11 protein-coding genes and 1 pseudogene are annotated in these 15,800 nt (G+C 47.0%); 2 read left to right on the top strand and 10 right to left on the bottom strand.

All coding sequences use genetic code 11. The features are described from left to right. Positions 1–92 precede the first annotated feature (92 nt). The 6 genes from AB4Z45_RS24790 to AB4Z45_RS24765 all read right to left on the bottom strand — a co-directional run bounded on the left by AB4Z45_RS24790 (position 93) and on the right by AB4Z45_RS24765 (position 9,673). Positions 93–2,372 carry a GH32 C-terminal domain-containing protein gene (locus tag AB4Z45_RS24790; RefSeq protein WP_441912288.1) on the bottom strand — a complete coding sequence of 760 codons (2,280 nt, stop codon included), beginning with the start codon at positions 2,370–2,372 and terminating at the stop codon, positions 93–95. Then, the gene (locus tag AB4Z45_RS24785) at positions 2,369–4,837 is read right to left on the bottom strand and encodes a PfkB family carbohydrate kinase (RefSeq protein WP_441912287.1); all 2,469 of its coding nucleotides are present in this window, start codon (positions 4,835–4,837) and stop codon (positions 2,369–2,371) included. Before AB4Z45_RS24785 ends, AB4Z45_RS24790 begins: the two co-directional genes overlap by 4 nt. A 28-nt stretch (positions 4,838–4,865) precedes the next feature. Next, a complete protein-coding gene (locus tag AB4Z45_RS24780) occupies positions 4,866–6,491 on the bottom strand; it encodes an ABC transporter substrate-binding protein (protein WP_441912286.1) in 1,626 nt (541 codons plus the stop codon). A 107-nt stretch (positions 6,492–6,598) separates the two neighbouring features. Beyond that, positions 6,599–7,495, bottom strand: coding sequence for a carbohydrate ABC transporter permease (locus AB4Z45_RS24775; RefSeq protein WP_141501059.1), 897 nt, complete (start codon positions 7,493–7,495; stop codon positions 6,599–6,601). A gap of 12 nt (positions 7,496–7,507) precedes the next feature. Beyond that, the gene (locus AB4Z45_RS24770) at positions 7,508–8,425 is read right to left on the bottom strand and encodes an ABC transporter permease (protein WP_441912285.1); all 918 of its coding nucleotides are present in this window, start codon (positions 8,423–8,425) and stop codon (positions 7,508–7,510) included. A 279-nt stretch (positions 8,426–8,704) separates the two neighbouring features. After that, complete coding sequence (locus tag AB4Z45_RS24765) at positions 8,705–9,673, bottom strand: LacI family DNA-binding transcriptional regulator (protein ID WP_441912284.1); 969 nt, start codon at positions 9,671–9,673, stop codon at positions 8,705–8,707. Between the two features lie 337 nt (positions 9,674–10,010). Here AB4Z45_RS24765 and AB4Z45_RS24760 point away from each other — a divergent pair. Then, positions 10,011–10,220: pseudogene (locus AB4Z45_RS24760) on the top strand (helix-turn-helix domain-containing protein); the annotation flags it as partial. Between the two features lie 67 nt (positions 10,221–10,287). Here AB4Z45_RS24760 and AB4Z45_RS24755 read toward each other — a convergent pair. Next, complete coding sequence (locus tag AB4Z45_RS24755) at positions 10,288–11,583, bottom strand: DUF2515 domain-containing protein (RefSeq protein ID WP_441912283.1); 1,296 nt, start codon at positions 11,581–11,583, stop codon at positions 10,288–10,290. Between the two features lie 156 nt (positions 11,584–11,739). Between AB4Z45_RS24755 and AB4Z45_RS24750 the strand changes: the two genes are divergently transcribed. Next, on the top strand, positions 11,740–12,435 hold the full coding sequence (locus tag AB4Z45_RS24750; RefSeq protein ID WP_076268280.1) for an SOS response-associated peptidase: 696 nt from the start codon (positions 11,740–11,742) through the stop codon (positions 12,433–12,435). A 62-nt stretch (positions 12,436–12,497) separates the two neighbouring features. Here AB4Z45_RS24750 and AB4Z45_RS24745 read toward each other — a convergent pair whose 3' ends face one another. From AB4Z45_RS24745 to AB4Z45_RS24735, 3 genes are all read right to left on the bottom strand, one after another. Continuing rightward, the gene (locus AB4Z45_RS24745; RefSeq protein WP_441912282.1) at positions 12,498–12,785 is read right to left on the bottom strand and encodes a stage VI sporulation protein F; all 288 of its coding nucleotides are present in this window, start codon (positions 12,783–12,785) and stop codon (positions 12,498–12,500) included. Positions 12,786–12,855: 70 nt separating this feature from the next. Beyond that, positions 12,856–14,907 carry an ATP-dependent DNA helicase RecG gene (gene recG, locus AB4Z45_RS24740; RefSeq protein ID WP_441912281.1) on the bottom strand — a complete coding sequence of 684 codons (2,052 nt, stop codon included), beginning with the start codon at positions 14,905–14,907 and terminating at the stop codon, positions 12,856–12,858. Positions 14,908–14,914: 7 nt separating this feature from the next. Further along, complete coding sequence (locus AB4Z45_RS24735; RefSeq protein WP_441912278.1) at positions 14,915–15,769, bottom strand: DegV family protein; 855 nt, start codon at positions 15,767–15,769, stop codon at positions 14,915–14,917. Positions 15,770–15,800 lie beyond the last annotated feature (31 nt).

The following is a 15,800-nucleotide window of genomic DNA, read 5'->3' as shown; positions in this document are numbered from 1 at the left end:
TGAAAGGAGAACAACTAATTAAAGCGCTTTCAATTAGTAGGATACAAATCTTTATGTCTGAACAAAGCGGTAAGAAGCGCAAAGCGCTTCTGTTACCAAATGGACTGCATATTCCATATTTCAACGGATTTAATCAGTGGTTCGCCATCTCCCCATATCTCTAAACCTAAAGCATCCATTCGGCTCGGATATACCCGGGTCGTTAGGCTTTTCAAACCATTGGCATAGGCTTCGACCATGGAACGATCCAAATAAATATGAAGCTTCAGATTCTCCCCTTGAAGTTCCAGCTTACCGCCTTGAATCCCTCTACACTTTTCACCCGGATTCAGTGTCGTTTTTGTTCGGTCTACCAAGAGCTTAGCTTCATTAAAATCATAATACAGCAGCGTTTCTTCTTCTCCATCCGACGTACACCGAACTTTAATTCCAAGTTGTGCAGAATTACAAGGTTCCAGTTCCACTTGAATCTCAAGCATGTCACCTCGAACATTCCTTAGCGATAAATTTGCTTCAGCCAAAGATTTGTCACGAATCGATAGCAGTTTAGTACCACGCAAAGACTCTAATTCCTGAATCGGCTCTATTCCCAACCGCCCGTCATCCCTCAGATACACACTTAACGGCAATCCACCATTATGGGCCCAGCCCGATTGGTATTCAAGCTCTGATGTCCGATCGCCTTGAGCTATCGTAAATATAATCTTTCTGCCTGTCTTCGGATCCACCATTCCACTCGGCCCTGTAAAATGGAAATCTCCGACATCAATCAGTTCTGGCTCTACTTGATCTGGAATAAATGAAAGATTGTGTTTATCGAGTTGTCCAATCCAATAGAATACTTCGACATCAGCTCCCTTTCCTACCGGACTGACCAATAGGAGATGTTTAATATGACCATGCTTATCGGTACCAAGAGGAAGAAGCACAGGAAGTTCCCAGATAGGCCCAAGATACGGGAATTTCTGAATATCTGCTTGATAAAATGGCCCTTTGTACGTCCAGGTCATCATATCCTTAGAGGCAAACCCAAGCGCTGCTCCACCTTCGCCTTCGATTCCAGACCCGACCAAGGCATACCAACCGTCATCGTCCTTCCAGACAAAAGGATCACGAAAATCTCCGAATGCGCCCATTCCTTTCTCCTGTACGATGAGCGGATCCGGATGTTTAACCCACTTAACCAAATCCGGCTCTTTATCTTGGGAATAAGTGCTCCGGGCAAGCGCCACACTCTGATTCGGTGAAGCACTGTCATTGCCCGCTGTAAAGAACAAGACAGGCAAGCCATCTGCATCATAAGTCGCGCTTCCCGACCAAATTCCGTCAGGTGCTAAGTGATCCTTTTCAGGGGCCAAGGCTACGGGAAGATCACGCCAATGTACCAAATCCTCACTTACCCAATGTCCCCAATGGATATGATAAAAGAACGGCCCCAATGGATTGTGCTGATAGAACAAATGATATTGCCCGTCAAAAAAGATCGGCGCATGAGGTTCATTCATCCAATGAGCAGGTGGGCTGACATGATATTGCGGTCTGTGCCGATCCAGCAACAGAGGTGACCGGTCCAGCTTGATCGTGTCATAATCCACATGCGGCTTGACGCCTCCGTGTGCGGAGTCCAGCACAAGCTGATACGAAGCCGCTACTTCTTCCCTGCTAAGGACTGTGTTATAAATCTTGAGCTCATCCATCATTCCGCTGAACATCTGAAGGCTGAACACGCCTGCCAGCATGCTGCTGTGATTATTCTTGCCAATGAGCAGTTCTGTCCCGACCGCCTCTGCCAACCGTGAACCGCGGGGTAAGCCCGTCGAAGCGATTTCATTACCGTTCAAATACAGCTTAAGTTCACCCCCGTTACCATCAAACACAGCATTCACATAAGACCACTGATTCTTGGGCAGTTCATAGCCGTCCGGCGACCAAATTTCCTTCCATTCCCCTCCTTCCAGCCCAACCTGAAAGGACCAGGCGCCGTGCCGGAACATACCCAGCAGATATCCCTGTTTGCGCTCCATATCATGGCGGTTCACAATGGCTGTCAGTTTGCCTTCATGACCCCAATCATAGAACCGGGGCGCCACCCATACTCCGATACTTAGTGCCGGAAGTGATACCGGCACGGGATTTCTCTCCTCTCCGTGCATGGGATGGGCAATGTATGTTGAGTAACCATCGAAGAGGAGACTGCTTCCCGCCACTCCCTGTGTCCACTGCGGATTGCGCGGTTCGGTAAATTCGGCTTGATTAAATACATATTGAATTTCATTTCGGACTTGGGATACGCTCTCTAGAGCACTTGCTCCGTTTCCTTCGTCAAAAGCCCAATGCATCATCAACCCCAGGTCGTCAGCTTTGCGGCTCATGCCTCATTCCCCCCTACAGTATGCGCCGGTGTGCCAGCCGGATTATGAATGGAGTCAAGAGTATGGATCTGAAGTGAATCTAATCCAATCTGCCCTGATTTCGTGCTAATCTCACACTTCTCAATTGGTGCGTCTGGGAATATCTGATCTGTCAGCACAACCTTCCCTTGATCCGCGTATACTTCCACCGAATTGCGGTCCAGCCAGATATGAAGCTTCAGTCTTCCATCCGCAGCAGCCACAACGGCACCGTGTTTACATCCAAATTGAGAGTGGAAGTCAGTTATGCCTGATTTTGAGCGGTCGATGAACAGCCACTGCTCAGCGGGGTCATATCCGATTATGATTTCGCTCTGACTAGAAGATTTCAGGTGAACTTGCACCTCGCCCCCCGACCGGACATCGATCTCAGCCTCAATCTCTAGCAGATCCATATTTGTCTGCTGCAAAAACGGGACATCCCGCGTAACGGTGACTGCCTGCCAACTCATGGAATCCTTGCGCAGCTGCGCTACTTCCCGCACAGGCATTTGGGTTAGAACTACCCCCTCGTCCATGCTGGTTAACGACAAGGTGCGGGGCAGGGTCATTGCACCTCTCCAGGAACCGGTAGGCGTCTCGTTGGCATACTTCCAATTACTCATCCACCCAATCATTACGCGCCGTCCATCTTGCTCAGGAATATCCGACCAAGTAACTCCCGCATAATTGTCTCTGCCATGATCCAGCCATAAGATTTTGTCAGCAGGATTGTCATTTATAAACGTATTTCCATCGAATTCTCCAATAAAATATTGTGTACGTGATCCTTCCGGACAATCAGGATGATCCCCGATACTTATAATAAGCACCCATTTAGATAGTCCAGTCTCATCAACTGGCAATGCAAACAGATCAGGACATTCCCAAACGCCGTCATGCGAGCCGTCACTACTGCCGAATTCGCCGGTCAGCGACCATTCAAGCAAATTTGTGGATCCGTAGAACCTGGCGTGGTCTCCTGCTACAATAACCATAACCCACCGCTCACTTTGCGGATGCCAGAATACCTTCGGATCCCGGAAGTCTATCAGATCATCCTCTGCTAGGACTGGATTCCCTTCATACTTGTGCCAGGTTTGGCCGTTATCGCGGCTGTAAGCCAAGCTTTGCCGCTGGCGAGGCTGACTCGTCACCGGGTTGATATCCGCATGGGTAAAGATCGCAACAAGTCCATGGGAATCTTCGAATAAACCGCTACTATTCTTCCAGTCCACTACACAGCATCCGGAAAAAATAGCCCCATGCTCATCCGGAAATAAAGCAATAGGTGCGTGCTCCCAGTGAACCAGGTCCTTACTTACAGCATGACCCCAGTGCATCGGCCCCCATTTATTACTGTAAGGATGATTTTGGTAAAAGAGATGATAGCTTCCCTCATAATAAACTAATCCATTCGGATCATTCGCCCAGTTGGAGGGAGGCGAGAAATGAAACCCTGGTCTGAAACGCTCGGCATTATTCTGTTGATCGGACTCTATTTTCTGGTTAATCTCATCTGTCGTCGGCATAGATCCAAGAGCCCCTTTTCGTGTTGTAACTAACGCTCCTCCAGCATTGGCAAAGGTCAGCATGCTAATCATTTGCTGGTCGGTTAGATCATGCAAAGAACTTTCGTTTTCCAGGATTTTATATAACAAGCAGCCAAGAAAAGCATCGCCTGCTCCTGTCGTGTCGATAACATTGACCTCAAACCCCTGTACATATCCATCCTGGCCACCCATACGGTAATAGCAGCCTTTTTCCGCTAGAGTGACGACAACAAGTTTAATATCAAATTGCTGCGCCAATTCCATTGAACCTTTTTCAACATCGCTGGTACCTGTGATAAAAGAAAGCTCTTCTTCCGATATTTTCAAAATATCGGCATAATTCATGCCCCAATAAATATTTTGTCTGGCTTCCTCCGTGCTCTCCCATAACGAAAAGCGGATATTCGGATCGAAAGAGAGCAACACTCCTGATTCCTTGGCTTTGAGAACTGCCGTTTTGGTTGCGCTGCGTGCCGGTTCATGTGTCATGGACAATGAGCCATAATGTAAAGCTTTGCAGGTTTCAATCCGGTCCAGCGGGACATCCGTAGGGTCCAAGAATGTATCTGCTCCCGGCTTACGGAAGAAGCTGAACGATCTGTCTCCTTTGTCATCCAGATGGACAAAGGCCAGCGTTGTGCTCACTTCATTTGTGAAGGATACTTCAGATACATCGACACCGCTGCTTTGCAGTGTTCGGTGCAGCAAGGAACCGAATTGATCCTCCCCGACCTTGCTGATTAATGCTGTTCTGGAGCCTAATCGGGATAGTGCAGCAACCACGTTAGCCGGAGCCCCTCCCGGATTGCATTCAAACTGCTCGTTCCCACCGGCTGAACGACCTGCCGGAGTAAAGTCTATCAATACTTCTCCTATGGCGATAACATCAAGCACAGTTTCTCCCCACCTATCATCTATTTATTTATTTTTTCAAATTTGCATTATAACGATCCAGACCGGTTTGATAGATTTCCAATAATTCTTTTAGGCCCATCTTGTCCAGTGTCTTCAGATAGTTGTCCCATTCCTTATCTGCGCCACCATCCACAATGAATCTTCCTCTTTGAGTATTTACGTACTTAATAAGTTCAGGCTCAATTTTGTTGATTTTATCCAGTTCCTCCGGCTCGAAGAAGATACCCGGATAGTTTTCCTTTTCCATATATGGATTGTAGTATTGCTCCAGATCCTCAGCTCGCTGCTGGGCACGAGGTTCCATATCTACAACTTTTCCGAAGTCTTCAAAAGCAATGACGCCAGGTGCGCCCGATCCCGGAGCAACCTTTTGACGGAATTCACCTGCAGATGTTCCCTCAGGAAGCGGCAGATTGACTAATTTCCCGTTTTGGTCCTTCTTGTACACGATATCCAGCGGACCCCAGTGGATTTGAGAAGCCATGTACGGTTCAAACTGCTGGTCGATCCAGCGCATCGTGATTTCCGGATTGCTGTTCCCTTTGGTAATTACAAAAGATCCGCGACCAGGGCCACCGCCATTGGCGCGTCCAATCGTTTGATCCCCATCCGGTCCTTTCAGCGGAGACAACAGAACATAATCCTTGGCGCGTTCGGTACCGACAACCTCTTCTACTTCCCACCAGACATAGGATCCGAGCGTTTCATCGGTAGTTTTACCTTTGGCCAGATACTGAGCTGCGTCCTGAGTGAAGGATTCTGGGTCAATCAAACCCTGCTTATACCATTTTTCGTGGAAATAGTTCACAGCTTCCTTATATTCAGGCTGTGTCGCGGTGAAAATAACTTTCCCGTCGCGGACGACCCTGTGTTCCAGATTATCCGGAAGTCCAAATGCTCCGAATAGTCCGGCAATATCCATACACCACTGCATATGCATGAAACTTAACGGGATTTCATCCTGCTTCCCATTACCGTTCGGATCCTGTGTTTTAAAAGCGAGCAGAGCTTCCGTGTATTCCTCCAGTGTCTGTGGCACCTTCAAGCCGAGCTTATCTAACCAAGCTTTATTTATAACGTGAAAGAAGGGATTTGTTCCAAGGTTATTTTCCTCCCATGAAGGCAGCCCGTAAATGTGCCCATCCGGTGCCGTGATCGATGATTTGATATCAGGCCGGCGATCGAGAAGCGCTTTCAAATTAGGAGCGTACTGATCAATTAAATTCTCAAGCGGAATAATGGTCCCATCTTTACCGTAATTGATTAACTCGTAATCAGTGAATCCTGCTGCATAAAAGGCATCCGGCAAATCACCACTGGCGAGCAGCAGATTTTTCTTTTCTGCATAATCGGTGTCAGGAATATTCTCCCAATTAACTTTTACATTGGTATCCTTCTCCAGACGCCTGAAAATTTCCATTTCCGAGAACTCTGGTGCCAATGCTGCTTTCGGGGATACCATTCTTAATGACACTGCTTCGTTAACTATCGGAAGACCGGTTTGATTAAAATTCGCTTCCTGATTCTTACTTTCAGCCTGATTATTTGCCCCGTTACCATTTCCTGAGCACCCGCTTACCGCAAGGGCTCCAGCTAGCATTACAATTCCAGCACCTTTGAATAAAGATTTCATTTGTACATAACCTCCCCTTATTTCGTTCCGCAAGCGTAAATCTTATATTCCTTTTCCTCCGTATTCATCTGCTCTTGTGCATCCCCCCCTTCAAGATCCTGCAAGCATCAGCCTTTGATCGAGCCGATCATTACACCTTTAACAAAATACTTCTGCAGGAAAGGATACAATATGAGCAGCGGCAAACTGGATACCATAATGACACCGTATTTGATCAGTTCTGTAACACGCATCTTGGCTGCGTAGGATTCCACATCGATCATCATGCCGGAGTTCACCTGATTCTGGACAAGGATGTTGCGAAGCACCAGTTGTAGCGGATACTTGCTCTCATCGTTCAGGTAAATTAAAGCATCGAAGAACCCATTCCAGAAGCCAACAACATGATACAACACCATTACCGCCAGGATGGACTTGGACAAGGGTAAGACGATACTCCAAAAGAATCTAGTGTTGGAACACCCGTCAATTGAGGCTGCTTCCCACATCTCATCCGGGATAGATGACTGAAAAAAGGTTCTTACAATGATGATATTGAATACACCGCCTGCTCCGGGTATGACAAGTGCCCACATCGTATTCAGCAAATGCAGATCCTTAATCAGTAAATAAGTTGGAATTAACCCGCCGCTAAAGAACATGGTGACCAGCAAGAACCACATAATCGCTGATTTTCCCGCCAGATTTCTACGGGCTAACGGGTAGGCCGCAAACACAGTCACGGTTACTCCAATTAATGTTCCCAGCGTTGCATATAAAATCGAATTGGCATATCCGATCCATATGGAGGAATCGCTGAAGATCCGCTCATAACCGTCTAGCGTGAAGCCTTTCGGAAACAGCCAAACCTCACCTGAGTAGATATAATTGGGATCACTAAGTGATGCAACCAGCACAAAGTACAACGGATATAATACGAGCAGCATAATGATGGTCAACAGAAAGTAATTGATGATGTCAAACCATGCGTCTCCTCTGCTCTTTCGCTTCAATAATGAATTCAAAAGTATTCCTCCTTACCAGAGACTGGTTTCTGTCATTTTTTTGGCAATCCGGTTTACGGTGAAAATCAGAATAATATTAATTAAAGAGTTGAATAGGCCAACTGCCGTAGAAAAACTGTATTGAGCCTTCTGAATTCCCATTTCATATACATAGGTTGGGATAATATTGGAGGTAGCATAATTCAAATCGCTCTGCATAAGGAACGCTTTCTCAAAGCCGATGCTCATAATGTTGCCAAGTGCGAGAATCAGCAGAATAACGATCGTCGGCAGAATGCTTGGAATATCCACATACCATACACGCTTCCATTTACTCGCTCCATCCATAATCGCCGCTTCATGTAGTTCTGGATTGACACCGGCAAGAGCAGCAAGGTAGATAATTGTGGCAAATCCTGTTTCCTGCCAGATACCTGATAGTATATACAGAGGACGAAACCAGCCTGCATCGGCCATAAACAGAATTGGATCTCCTCCGAACAAGGTGATGACGTGATTCACAATTCCGCTATTTGGAGACAAAAAAACTTTAAGCATGCCGATTAGCACAACGGTAGATATAAAGTGCGGTGCATAAATCACTGTCTGTACAAATTTCTTGTACGTCTTACCCAGCATCTGATTCAGCATAATCGCGATTATGATTGGAGCCGGGAAGCCAAACAACAACGAAAGGAAACTGAGTGAGAGCGTATTCGTGATAATGGTCCAGAAGTTATAAGAATTGAAAAAATCTATAAAGTGCTGGAATCCAACCCACTCACTTCCCCAGACCCCCCGACTTGGTGAGAAATCTTTAAAAGCAATTTGCACCCCATACATCGGATAATATTTAAATACGAGGTACAGAATAATGACCGGCAATAAAAACAGGTACAACTCATAGTCACGTTTTAACCTGCTCCACATGTTATGTTTTGGTTTGATCATTGGATGATCCCCCCTACTGGTTGTTGAATTCACGATTATTCTCCCTTTCTTTTATAAGTAATCATTTTTGAAACGTTTCCAATTTAGATTTAGAGAAACCTGGGTTGGTAAATCTATATCAAGAATCAACCGATTAAGCTGATTTTTTTCAATCATTTATAAGAGCTAGGTAATTTAAGTGTTTTTGAAACGTTTCCAATTTAGGGGGAAAAACTTCAGTAAGAATTTCATTACACAAATGCGCTGAAGTTTTCCAATCCAAATGGAATCCAAATGGAATCATGTAGTTTCACCTTGCTTGAAAATAACGGGGATATGATACACTTGCTTGTCTAAAGGTATACCTTCGATTTTGTTATAAAGTAGTCTGATTGTCATGCGTGCCATCTCTTCCACCGGCTGCCTGATCGTTGATAAGATAGGATGAAAATAAGGATTATCCTGAATTCCATCATAACCTACGACTTTTACATCTTCTGGAATGCGAATCCCCTGCCTTCGTGCTTTATCTATATAGTTGGCAGCCAGCATATCGGTAATCGCAAAAATACCATCTACATCGCCATGCTCGTTAAGGAACTCGTTAATAAAGGCATTCTCATCCACTATGGGATCTGGCTTCTCGTAGATGATATAATCAATCCCCAAAGCTTCCGCTTCGTGAATGAATCCTTGTCTACGGTTCATGGTTTCGCTAAAAACAGAAGTGACGCTTCCCATAAAAGCCGTCTTCCTTGCTCCCGCTTTCACAAGCTCCCTTAAAGCAAGACGTCCTCCCTCATAATTATCTGAAGTCACACAGGTAATACTTTTGTTAAAGTGTCTGTCGATGCTTACAATCGGAATGTCATTACTCACATTATTCTCAATATCGTTGTAAGTTATGCCAACAATGCCAGCCACTTTGTTCTGCCGAAGCATTTCCAGATAATACAGCTCCTTCTCAGGCTTCCCGCCGCTGTTGCATAACATAAGCTTAAAGCCTTCTCGGTCCAATTCATCCTCAATGTAATAAGCCAATTCAGAAAAGAATGGATTCCAGATGCTTGGAAGTAGCAGAGCTACCATCTTAGATTTCTGCATCTTGAAATTCCGAGCTACTTCATTTGGGAAATAATTCAGTTCTTGAATGGCTTCCTCTACTTTTTTGCGTGTCTTGGGTTTTACAGCGCCAGAGCTGTTAATGACTCTTGATACCGTTCCTACAGCAACGCCGGCTAAGTTTGCTACATCTTTAATACTTGTCATTTTATACCCCCAAACTCTCTAGCAAATCTATAATAACACCAAAGTGGAAACGTTTCAATAATAATTTTGGAAACGTTTCAATATTTGTAGGCGATAGTGGAATTCATCACAGAATTCCGATAGCTTAATGAAGCATCGTCAGTTAAAGCTCAAAATATCCGCTCGATAATAAATATCAAGCCTGCGCAGCGACAAGCAATAGAAACTTTAATTCAATAAAAAAGAGTGTTTGCATGAGAATAGGGACTGACCCCTGAACGTGAGACAAATCAAAGCACCTTCAAGAAAATGCAACCATGTCGTAAGATATGGAGACAACCTTGGAGGTGTTTTTACGTTGGCAACAAGAGTAAGTTATCCAGTGGAAATAAAGGCAAAAGCAATTGAAATGAGAATAGCAGGCATACCGGTCAAGGAGGTAATGGAGCAACTCAAAATACGAAATGAAACGCAAGTGAAAACTTGGATGCGATGGTATCGTAGCGGCGAGTTGAACCGTTTAGAGCAGCCTGTTGGCAAACAATACAGCTACGGTAAAGGACCTGAGCTGTATCGCTTCCCACTTCTCCCTCAATCTCGTCCGGCTCCGCCAACAAGTGTCGAAGTCCAGGGCTTCACTTATTGCCACGTTGCACCGCAAGAACAGCCAATTCGATCTTGTTAAGCATGAGCCCATATTCATTCGTAATTTCAAAAGAATGCGGCATTGGCAGCTTTTGAAAATAAGGCGAAATATCGGCAACGGACGTAAACCAATCTCCAGGCTCCGGCATTTCTATGGGCTGATCGTTCCACGCTGTACTAAGCTCTGGGCTGTAAAGCGGCTCAGCACCAGGCTTTAACCGTGCACCCAGCAGACGCTCCTTATAAATTGGCTGTGGAGGCTGCTGACGTACACGCGTAAACATATGCGGCGCGTAGTCGGCACGCGAGCCTGTATGCTTAACCGCAGCAGCGAAGGATCTAGCTCCTTCATTGACGCGCGGTACACCGAATAACATCGCATATAAACGTTTGCCGAATTCAATTCTCTCTTCTATATTTTCAAACCGCTCCAAAATAAGACCAGAGAGCCGCAGCGCAAACGCTCCTTCCCCTTTTCCCGGGCCATTGCCATAGGGGAAAATAACCCCGTTCAGCTGAAGCAGCGATTGCAGACCAAAAAATAACGTATGCAGCACCTTCTCTCGAAAAAAGGGAAGCTGTACAACACGCTGCTCGATATAATGCTGCTCATTAACGATTAATGCGATCGTTAGCGGCACCGCGTCGCGATCTCGCCAGTACTGCTTCCAGACCGGCGCCATAAACGAGGATACGCCAAAAGCAGGCAGCAGATGGAACAAGCTCCTCCCCTCGCGCCTGCTCCGTTCATACAAGAGCAGCTGCGGATAAGCATCTTGAAATATCAATGCATTCGCCTGCTCCAAAAAACGAAACACGGCCAACCGCTGTTCCGAGTTCAGCAGCCATGGAAGCCACTCGCCTTGCAAGTCAGTCATATTCCAGCCGCCATTACGGGACACCATATGCGCAAGCAGCGCCCAGTGCAGCTCCGGAGTGCGGAAATACAAAATACGATAGGCTTCCGTTCTCGTCACATTATTCCGATTGGCAGCAGCAGTCTCAGCGCGAATTCGTTCGATTAGCGCAAGCTCCTCTTCATTCCAGCTTGGCACCGCTGAAGCATCAGCAGATTCAAAATGCTTCGACCATGCATACTTCAATTTTGCAACGGAAGAAGCTGAAAGCTGCAGCGGTGTTGCTTCCGCAATCATCGCATCCGATGCGCTCATTGCCCCCCACTTGCCGACTGCATAGTCAAACGCAGCGCTGGGGAGCGCGAGCAGCTGCCCTAGCCAGTAACCGAATGTCCGGCGATAAGACCGTCCCTCATGCTTTTTGTCCATTGTCAGTGCTCCTCCTATCGCGTCGTTGACTATACATTGCTAAACCCTATAGTATCCAGTATCAGCCACAGAGCAGTTCGTCATACTGTGTATGCAACATATGCGATTCGAGCGCTCACGATGTATAATAAAAGCATTAGAAAGGAGATGACAGCCATGTGCGGAAGGTATACACTCACGGTTACGTTGGAAGAGCTGATGGTTAGGTATATGATCGAAGAAACGATGGTACCTTTTCACCGTCCGAAATATAATATAGCTCCGAGCCAGCAGGTGCTGACCATTATAAATGATGGCCAAAATAATCGGCTAGGCGAGCTGAAGTGGGGACTTGTGCCGCCATGGGCGGATGATCCAAAAATTGGTTTCCAGATGCTGAATGCTCGATCAGAGACAGCAGCGAGCAAACCTGCCTTTCAGGCCCCGCTGCAGCGCAAGCGCTGCCTCATCCCTGCCGATGGTTTCTATGAATGGAAAACGACAGCACAAGGCAAACAGCCGATGCGCTTCGTGCTTAAGAACCGCTCCTTATTCAGCATGGCCGGTCTGTACGAGACCTGGATTTCTCCTGAAGGGACCAAAATAAATAGCTGTACGATTCTAACAACTACGCCAAACGAGCTCGTTTCCGAGGTTCATGATCGCATGCCGGTCATTTTGCGGCCCGAGGCAGAGCAGCTGTGGCTGAACCGCGCGGTAACGGACGTTAAGATGATCACTCCACTCCTTAAGCCGTACTCATCGCATGAGCTTGAAGCTTACCCTGTCTCCCTTGCAGTCGGAAGCGTCCGTAACGACGACTCTTCTTTAATCGAGCGCATTGAAGTGGACGAGCAGCTCGAGCTATGGTAGCAGCAAACCAAGCGGAACGATATTCTCGTTGCCAAATAAAAAAAAATCGCTGACCAAAGCGGTCAGCGAAACATCCCCCACAGTTTCAGCAAATGAAACGTGTTGTTCGGGTCAATCTTTTGCGCCATAATGAAAGCAACAATCTGGTCTTCCTGTGTATCCGTAAGCTGCTCCTGCAAAATAACGGACGCCGCTTTCACAAGCCGTCTAACCTTTGGCCGGTCTTGCAAATCGTATTTGGTCACATTTCCTAGCAGGTCCTTAATCCGTTCCTTCACAGCAGGGTTTTTCATTTTGTATTTAACACGCTCGACCAGCTGAGGCTTAATCCCATAGTTTTGGTAACTCACTTCGTTGACACCTCCATCAGGCAATCCAGTCACATCGTTAAACTATATGCCGAAAGGAGGTGAATATTGCCTAGTCTAGCTGTTCTCCTTGAAAAAATTGATCCTGCTCCAGCAAGCTGCGCAATCTAACGAACGACTCATTCGTCCAAAAATCATCTCGTCCTGTTAATTCAGCGGCATCATCCCTAGCAAGCTCCAGCAGCTCATAGTCAGCGACCATGTCAGCCAAACGAAACTCTGGCAAGCCGCTTTGCTTCGTGCCAAAAAAATCGCCCGGACCACGAATCTCAAGATCCCGCTTAGACACTTCAAATCCGTCATCCGTGTCCGTCATGACCTTCATTCGCTCGCGTCCCGTTTCTGATTTCGGATCGGCTACTAATATACAATGCGATTGATGCTCTCCCCGCCCTACACGTCCTCGCAGCTGATGCAGCTGGGATAATCCGAATCTCTCCGAATCCATAATGATCATAAGTGTCGCATTAGGAACGTCGACGCCCACCTCAACGACCGTCGTCGCCACAATCACATGCGTTTCATTTGCGCCAAAAGCACCCATCACGCTTTCTTTCTCCGCAGCTGAAAGGCGTCCATGCAGCAGGCCCACCCGCAAATCAGGAAACGACTGCTGCGTTTGCACATACAGATCAATCGCATTTTGTACATCGAGCTTCTCCGACTCCTCGATCAGCGGGCAGATGATGTAAGCTTGACGCCCCTTGTTTACTTCTTTCCTTATAAAAGCGAGCACACGCTCCATCATGCTGTGCTTCACCCAATACGTCTTAATCGGCTTGCGCCCATGCGGCCGCTCGCGAATCGTCGACACGTCCATATCGCCGAATGCGGTAATCGCCATCGTTCTCGGAATCGGCGTTGCTGTCATCGTAAGCACATCGGGGTTCATCCCTTTGCGCCGCAGCACGCTCCGCTGATTGACACCGAAACGATGCTGTTCATCCACAACGACGAGCCCAAGGCTCCGAAAAAAAACATCGTCCTGAATTAGAGCATGCGTTCCAACGACGATATCAATCATGCCCATTTGAAGCCCCGCAAGCACATCCCTGCGTTTGCGCTCTGTTACACTTCCTGTTAGAAGAGCAACCTCAATTCCGAGCTCTGCGAACATTTTTGTAAGCGAGCGCATGTGCTGATCAGCCAGTATTTCTGTTGGCACCATCAAAGCCCCTTGATGACCTGATTTCACCGCAACATACAGTGCAATAGCTGCCACAACCGTTTTGCCGGAGCCAACGTCGCCTTGAAGCAGCCGATTCATACAGGACGGCCTTCTCATATCGACACAAATTTCATTAACGACCTTCTTCTGGGCATCTGTCAGCTCAAACGGAAGGGTTGCGGCAAATTGACGAATCGTCTCACTCTCAATTCGATGTGCGATGCCATCATTCCGCTTGCGATTAAGAGCCCGATAAGCTTGGAGCTTCAACTGAAACAGAAACAGCTCCTCGTATACCAATCGTTTGCGCGCCTGCAGTCCTTCCTTCGTATCATCCGGCAAATGAATGCGATGCACCGCGTCGCGTCTGGGCATCAAATGATGCTGCTCCACAAGCTCAAACGGCAAAATCTCTTCAATCATCGACCCATATTGCGTCAACGCTTGACGCACGGTCTTCCGCATCCAAGGCTGTGTGATGCTTCCGCCTACCGAATAAACCGGCTGCAGCGTTCCCGATTTGGCCGGTCCGCCGCTGCCAGGAAACTCTGAGTCCGATATCGTCATTTGCAAGCGCTGTTGCTCCCACTTGCCCGTAAGCATAATCTCACGGCCAATGACAAGCTGGTCCTGCAGAAAATGCCGATTAAACCAGACTGCCGTCACGAGCCACTGCCCAACCTCAACCTTGCATGTTAATCTTGATTTGCTTTTTCCATATCGCTGCAGCATAGGAATGCCTCGGACATGTCCTAGAACCGTCACCTTCTCGCCTTCCTTTACATCCGTCAGCTCACGAATGCGATAATCCTCATAGCGAAATGGAAAATAATCAAGTATATCCGCCACTGTTCTCACGCCAAAGGCGTGAAGCTCCAATTCCTTGGGAGCACTCACGCCTTTGATTTGCCGAACAGAAATTTGATCAAGTGTCATTTTACGATCACATCCTGTACATAAACACGGCCGATGTGCCAGGTCCCGTATGCGTGCCGATAACAGCACCTACCGTCGTCCAGTTCATTTCTTGTACATTGAACTGGGCTTTCAATAGCTCACACAAATCCTCAGCTGTGTCTTTACTGAAAGAATAAGCCATAGTCATACCGACCGGCTCATCGCCATACGTTTGTTTCAATAGTTCAATAATACGAGCCATCGCCTTCTTAGAGCCGCGCACTTTATCTACAGCTAGCACAACACCATCTTTGTCCAAAGATAAGATTGGCTTTATGTTAAGAATCGAACCGATCAGCGCTGATGCTTTGCCAATTCGACCGCCCTTTTGCAAATATTCCAGCGTGTCGACTAGAAAGTATAAATTAGTACTGCGCTCAAGACGCTCAATCTCTTCGATAATCCGTTCTTTCGATTCGCCTGCTTGTGCCATTTCGGCAGCTCTCACAACACGTAGTCCGAAACCGTATGAAGCAGATTTAGAATCGATTATCGTAATATCCGCTTCTTGCTCGAGCATGGATTGAGCAATGACAGCCGATTGATACGTACCGCTGAGCGCGGCCGACAAATGAATAGAAATAATAGGTGAATCAGCGTCCTCCGCAATCAAGCGCTCATATACTTCTGAGAACTCGTTTGGTGATGGCTGAGATGTTGTAGGAAGAACAGATGACTGCGCAAGCTTCTCGTAGAATTGTTCGGACGTAATCGTCACGGCATCTAGAAACGTCTCCTCGCCAAACAGCACCTTAAGGGGAACTACCGATATCCCCAAGCGCTTCTTGACCTCTTCCGGAATATCAGATGTGCTATCCGTTACTATTCGGACCTTTCCCATGGCCATTTCCTCCCATTGTTAGAACGATTAC

The organism is Paenibacillus sp. MCAF9 (genome assembly GCF_052114265.1).
Taxonomy (GTDB): Bacteria; Bacillota; Bacilli; order Paenibacillales; family Paenibacillaceae; genus Pristimantibacillus.
This window is presented reverse-complemented; position numbering and strand designations above follow the sequence as displayed.

What these genes read in the sequence shown, in the direction of transcription:
- AB4Z45_RS24790 (WP_441912288.1), bottom strand. Translation starts at nt 2,372, where the DNA reads ATGAGCCGCAAAGCTGACGACCTGGGGTTGATGATGCATTGGGCTTTT.
- AB4Z45_RS24780 (WP_441912286.1), bottom strand. Translation starts at nt 6,491, where the DNA reads ATGAAATCTTTATTCAAAGGTGCTGGAATTGTAATGCTAGCTGGAGCC.
- AB4Z45_RS24770 (WP_441912285.1), bottom strand. Translation starts at nt 8,425, where the DNA reads ATGATCAAACCAAAACATAACATGTGGAGCAGGTTAAAACGTGACTAT.
- AB4Z45_RS24765 (WP_441912284.1), bottom strand. Translation starts at nt 9,673, where the DNA reads ATGACAAGTATTAAAGATGTAGCAAACTTAGCCGGCGTTGCTGTAGGA.
- AB4Z45_RS24755 (WP_441912283.1), bottom strand. Translation starts at nt 11,583, where the DNA reads ATGGACAAAAAGCATGAGGGACGGTCTTATCGCCGGACATTCGGTTAC.
- AB4Z45_RS24750 (WP_076268280.1), top strand. Translation starts at nt 11,740, where the DNA reads ATGTGCGGAAGGTATACACTCACGGTTACGTTGGAAGAGCTGATGGTT.
- recG (WP_441912281.1), bottom strand. Translation starts at nt 14,907, where the DNA reads ATGACACTTGATCAAATTTCTGTTCGGCAAATCAAAGGCGTGAGTGCT.
- AB4Z45_RS24735 (WP_441912278.1), bottom strand. Translation starts at nt 15,769, where the DNA reads ATGGGAAAGGTCCGAATAGTAACGGATAGCACATCTGATATTCCGGAA.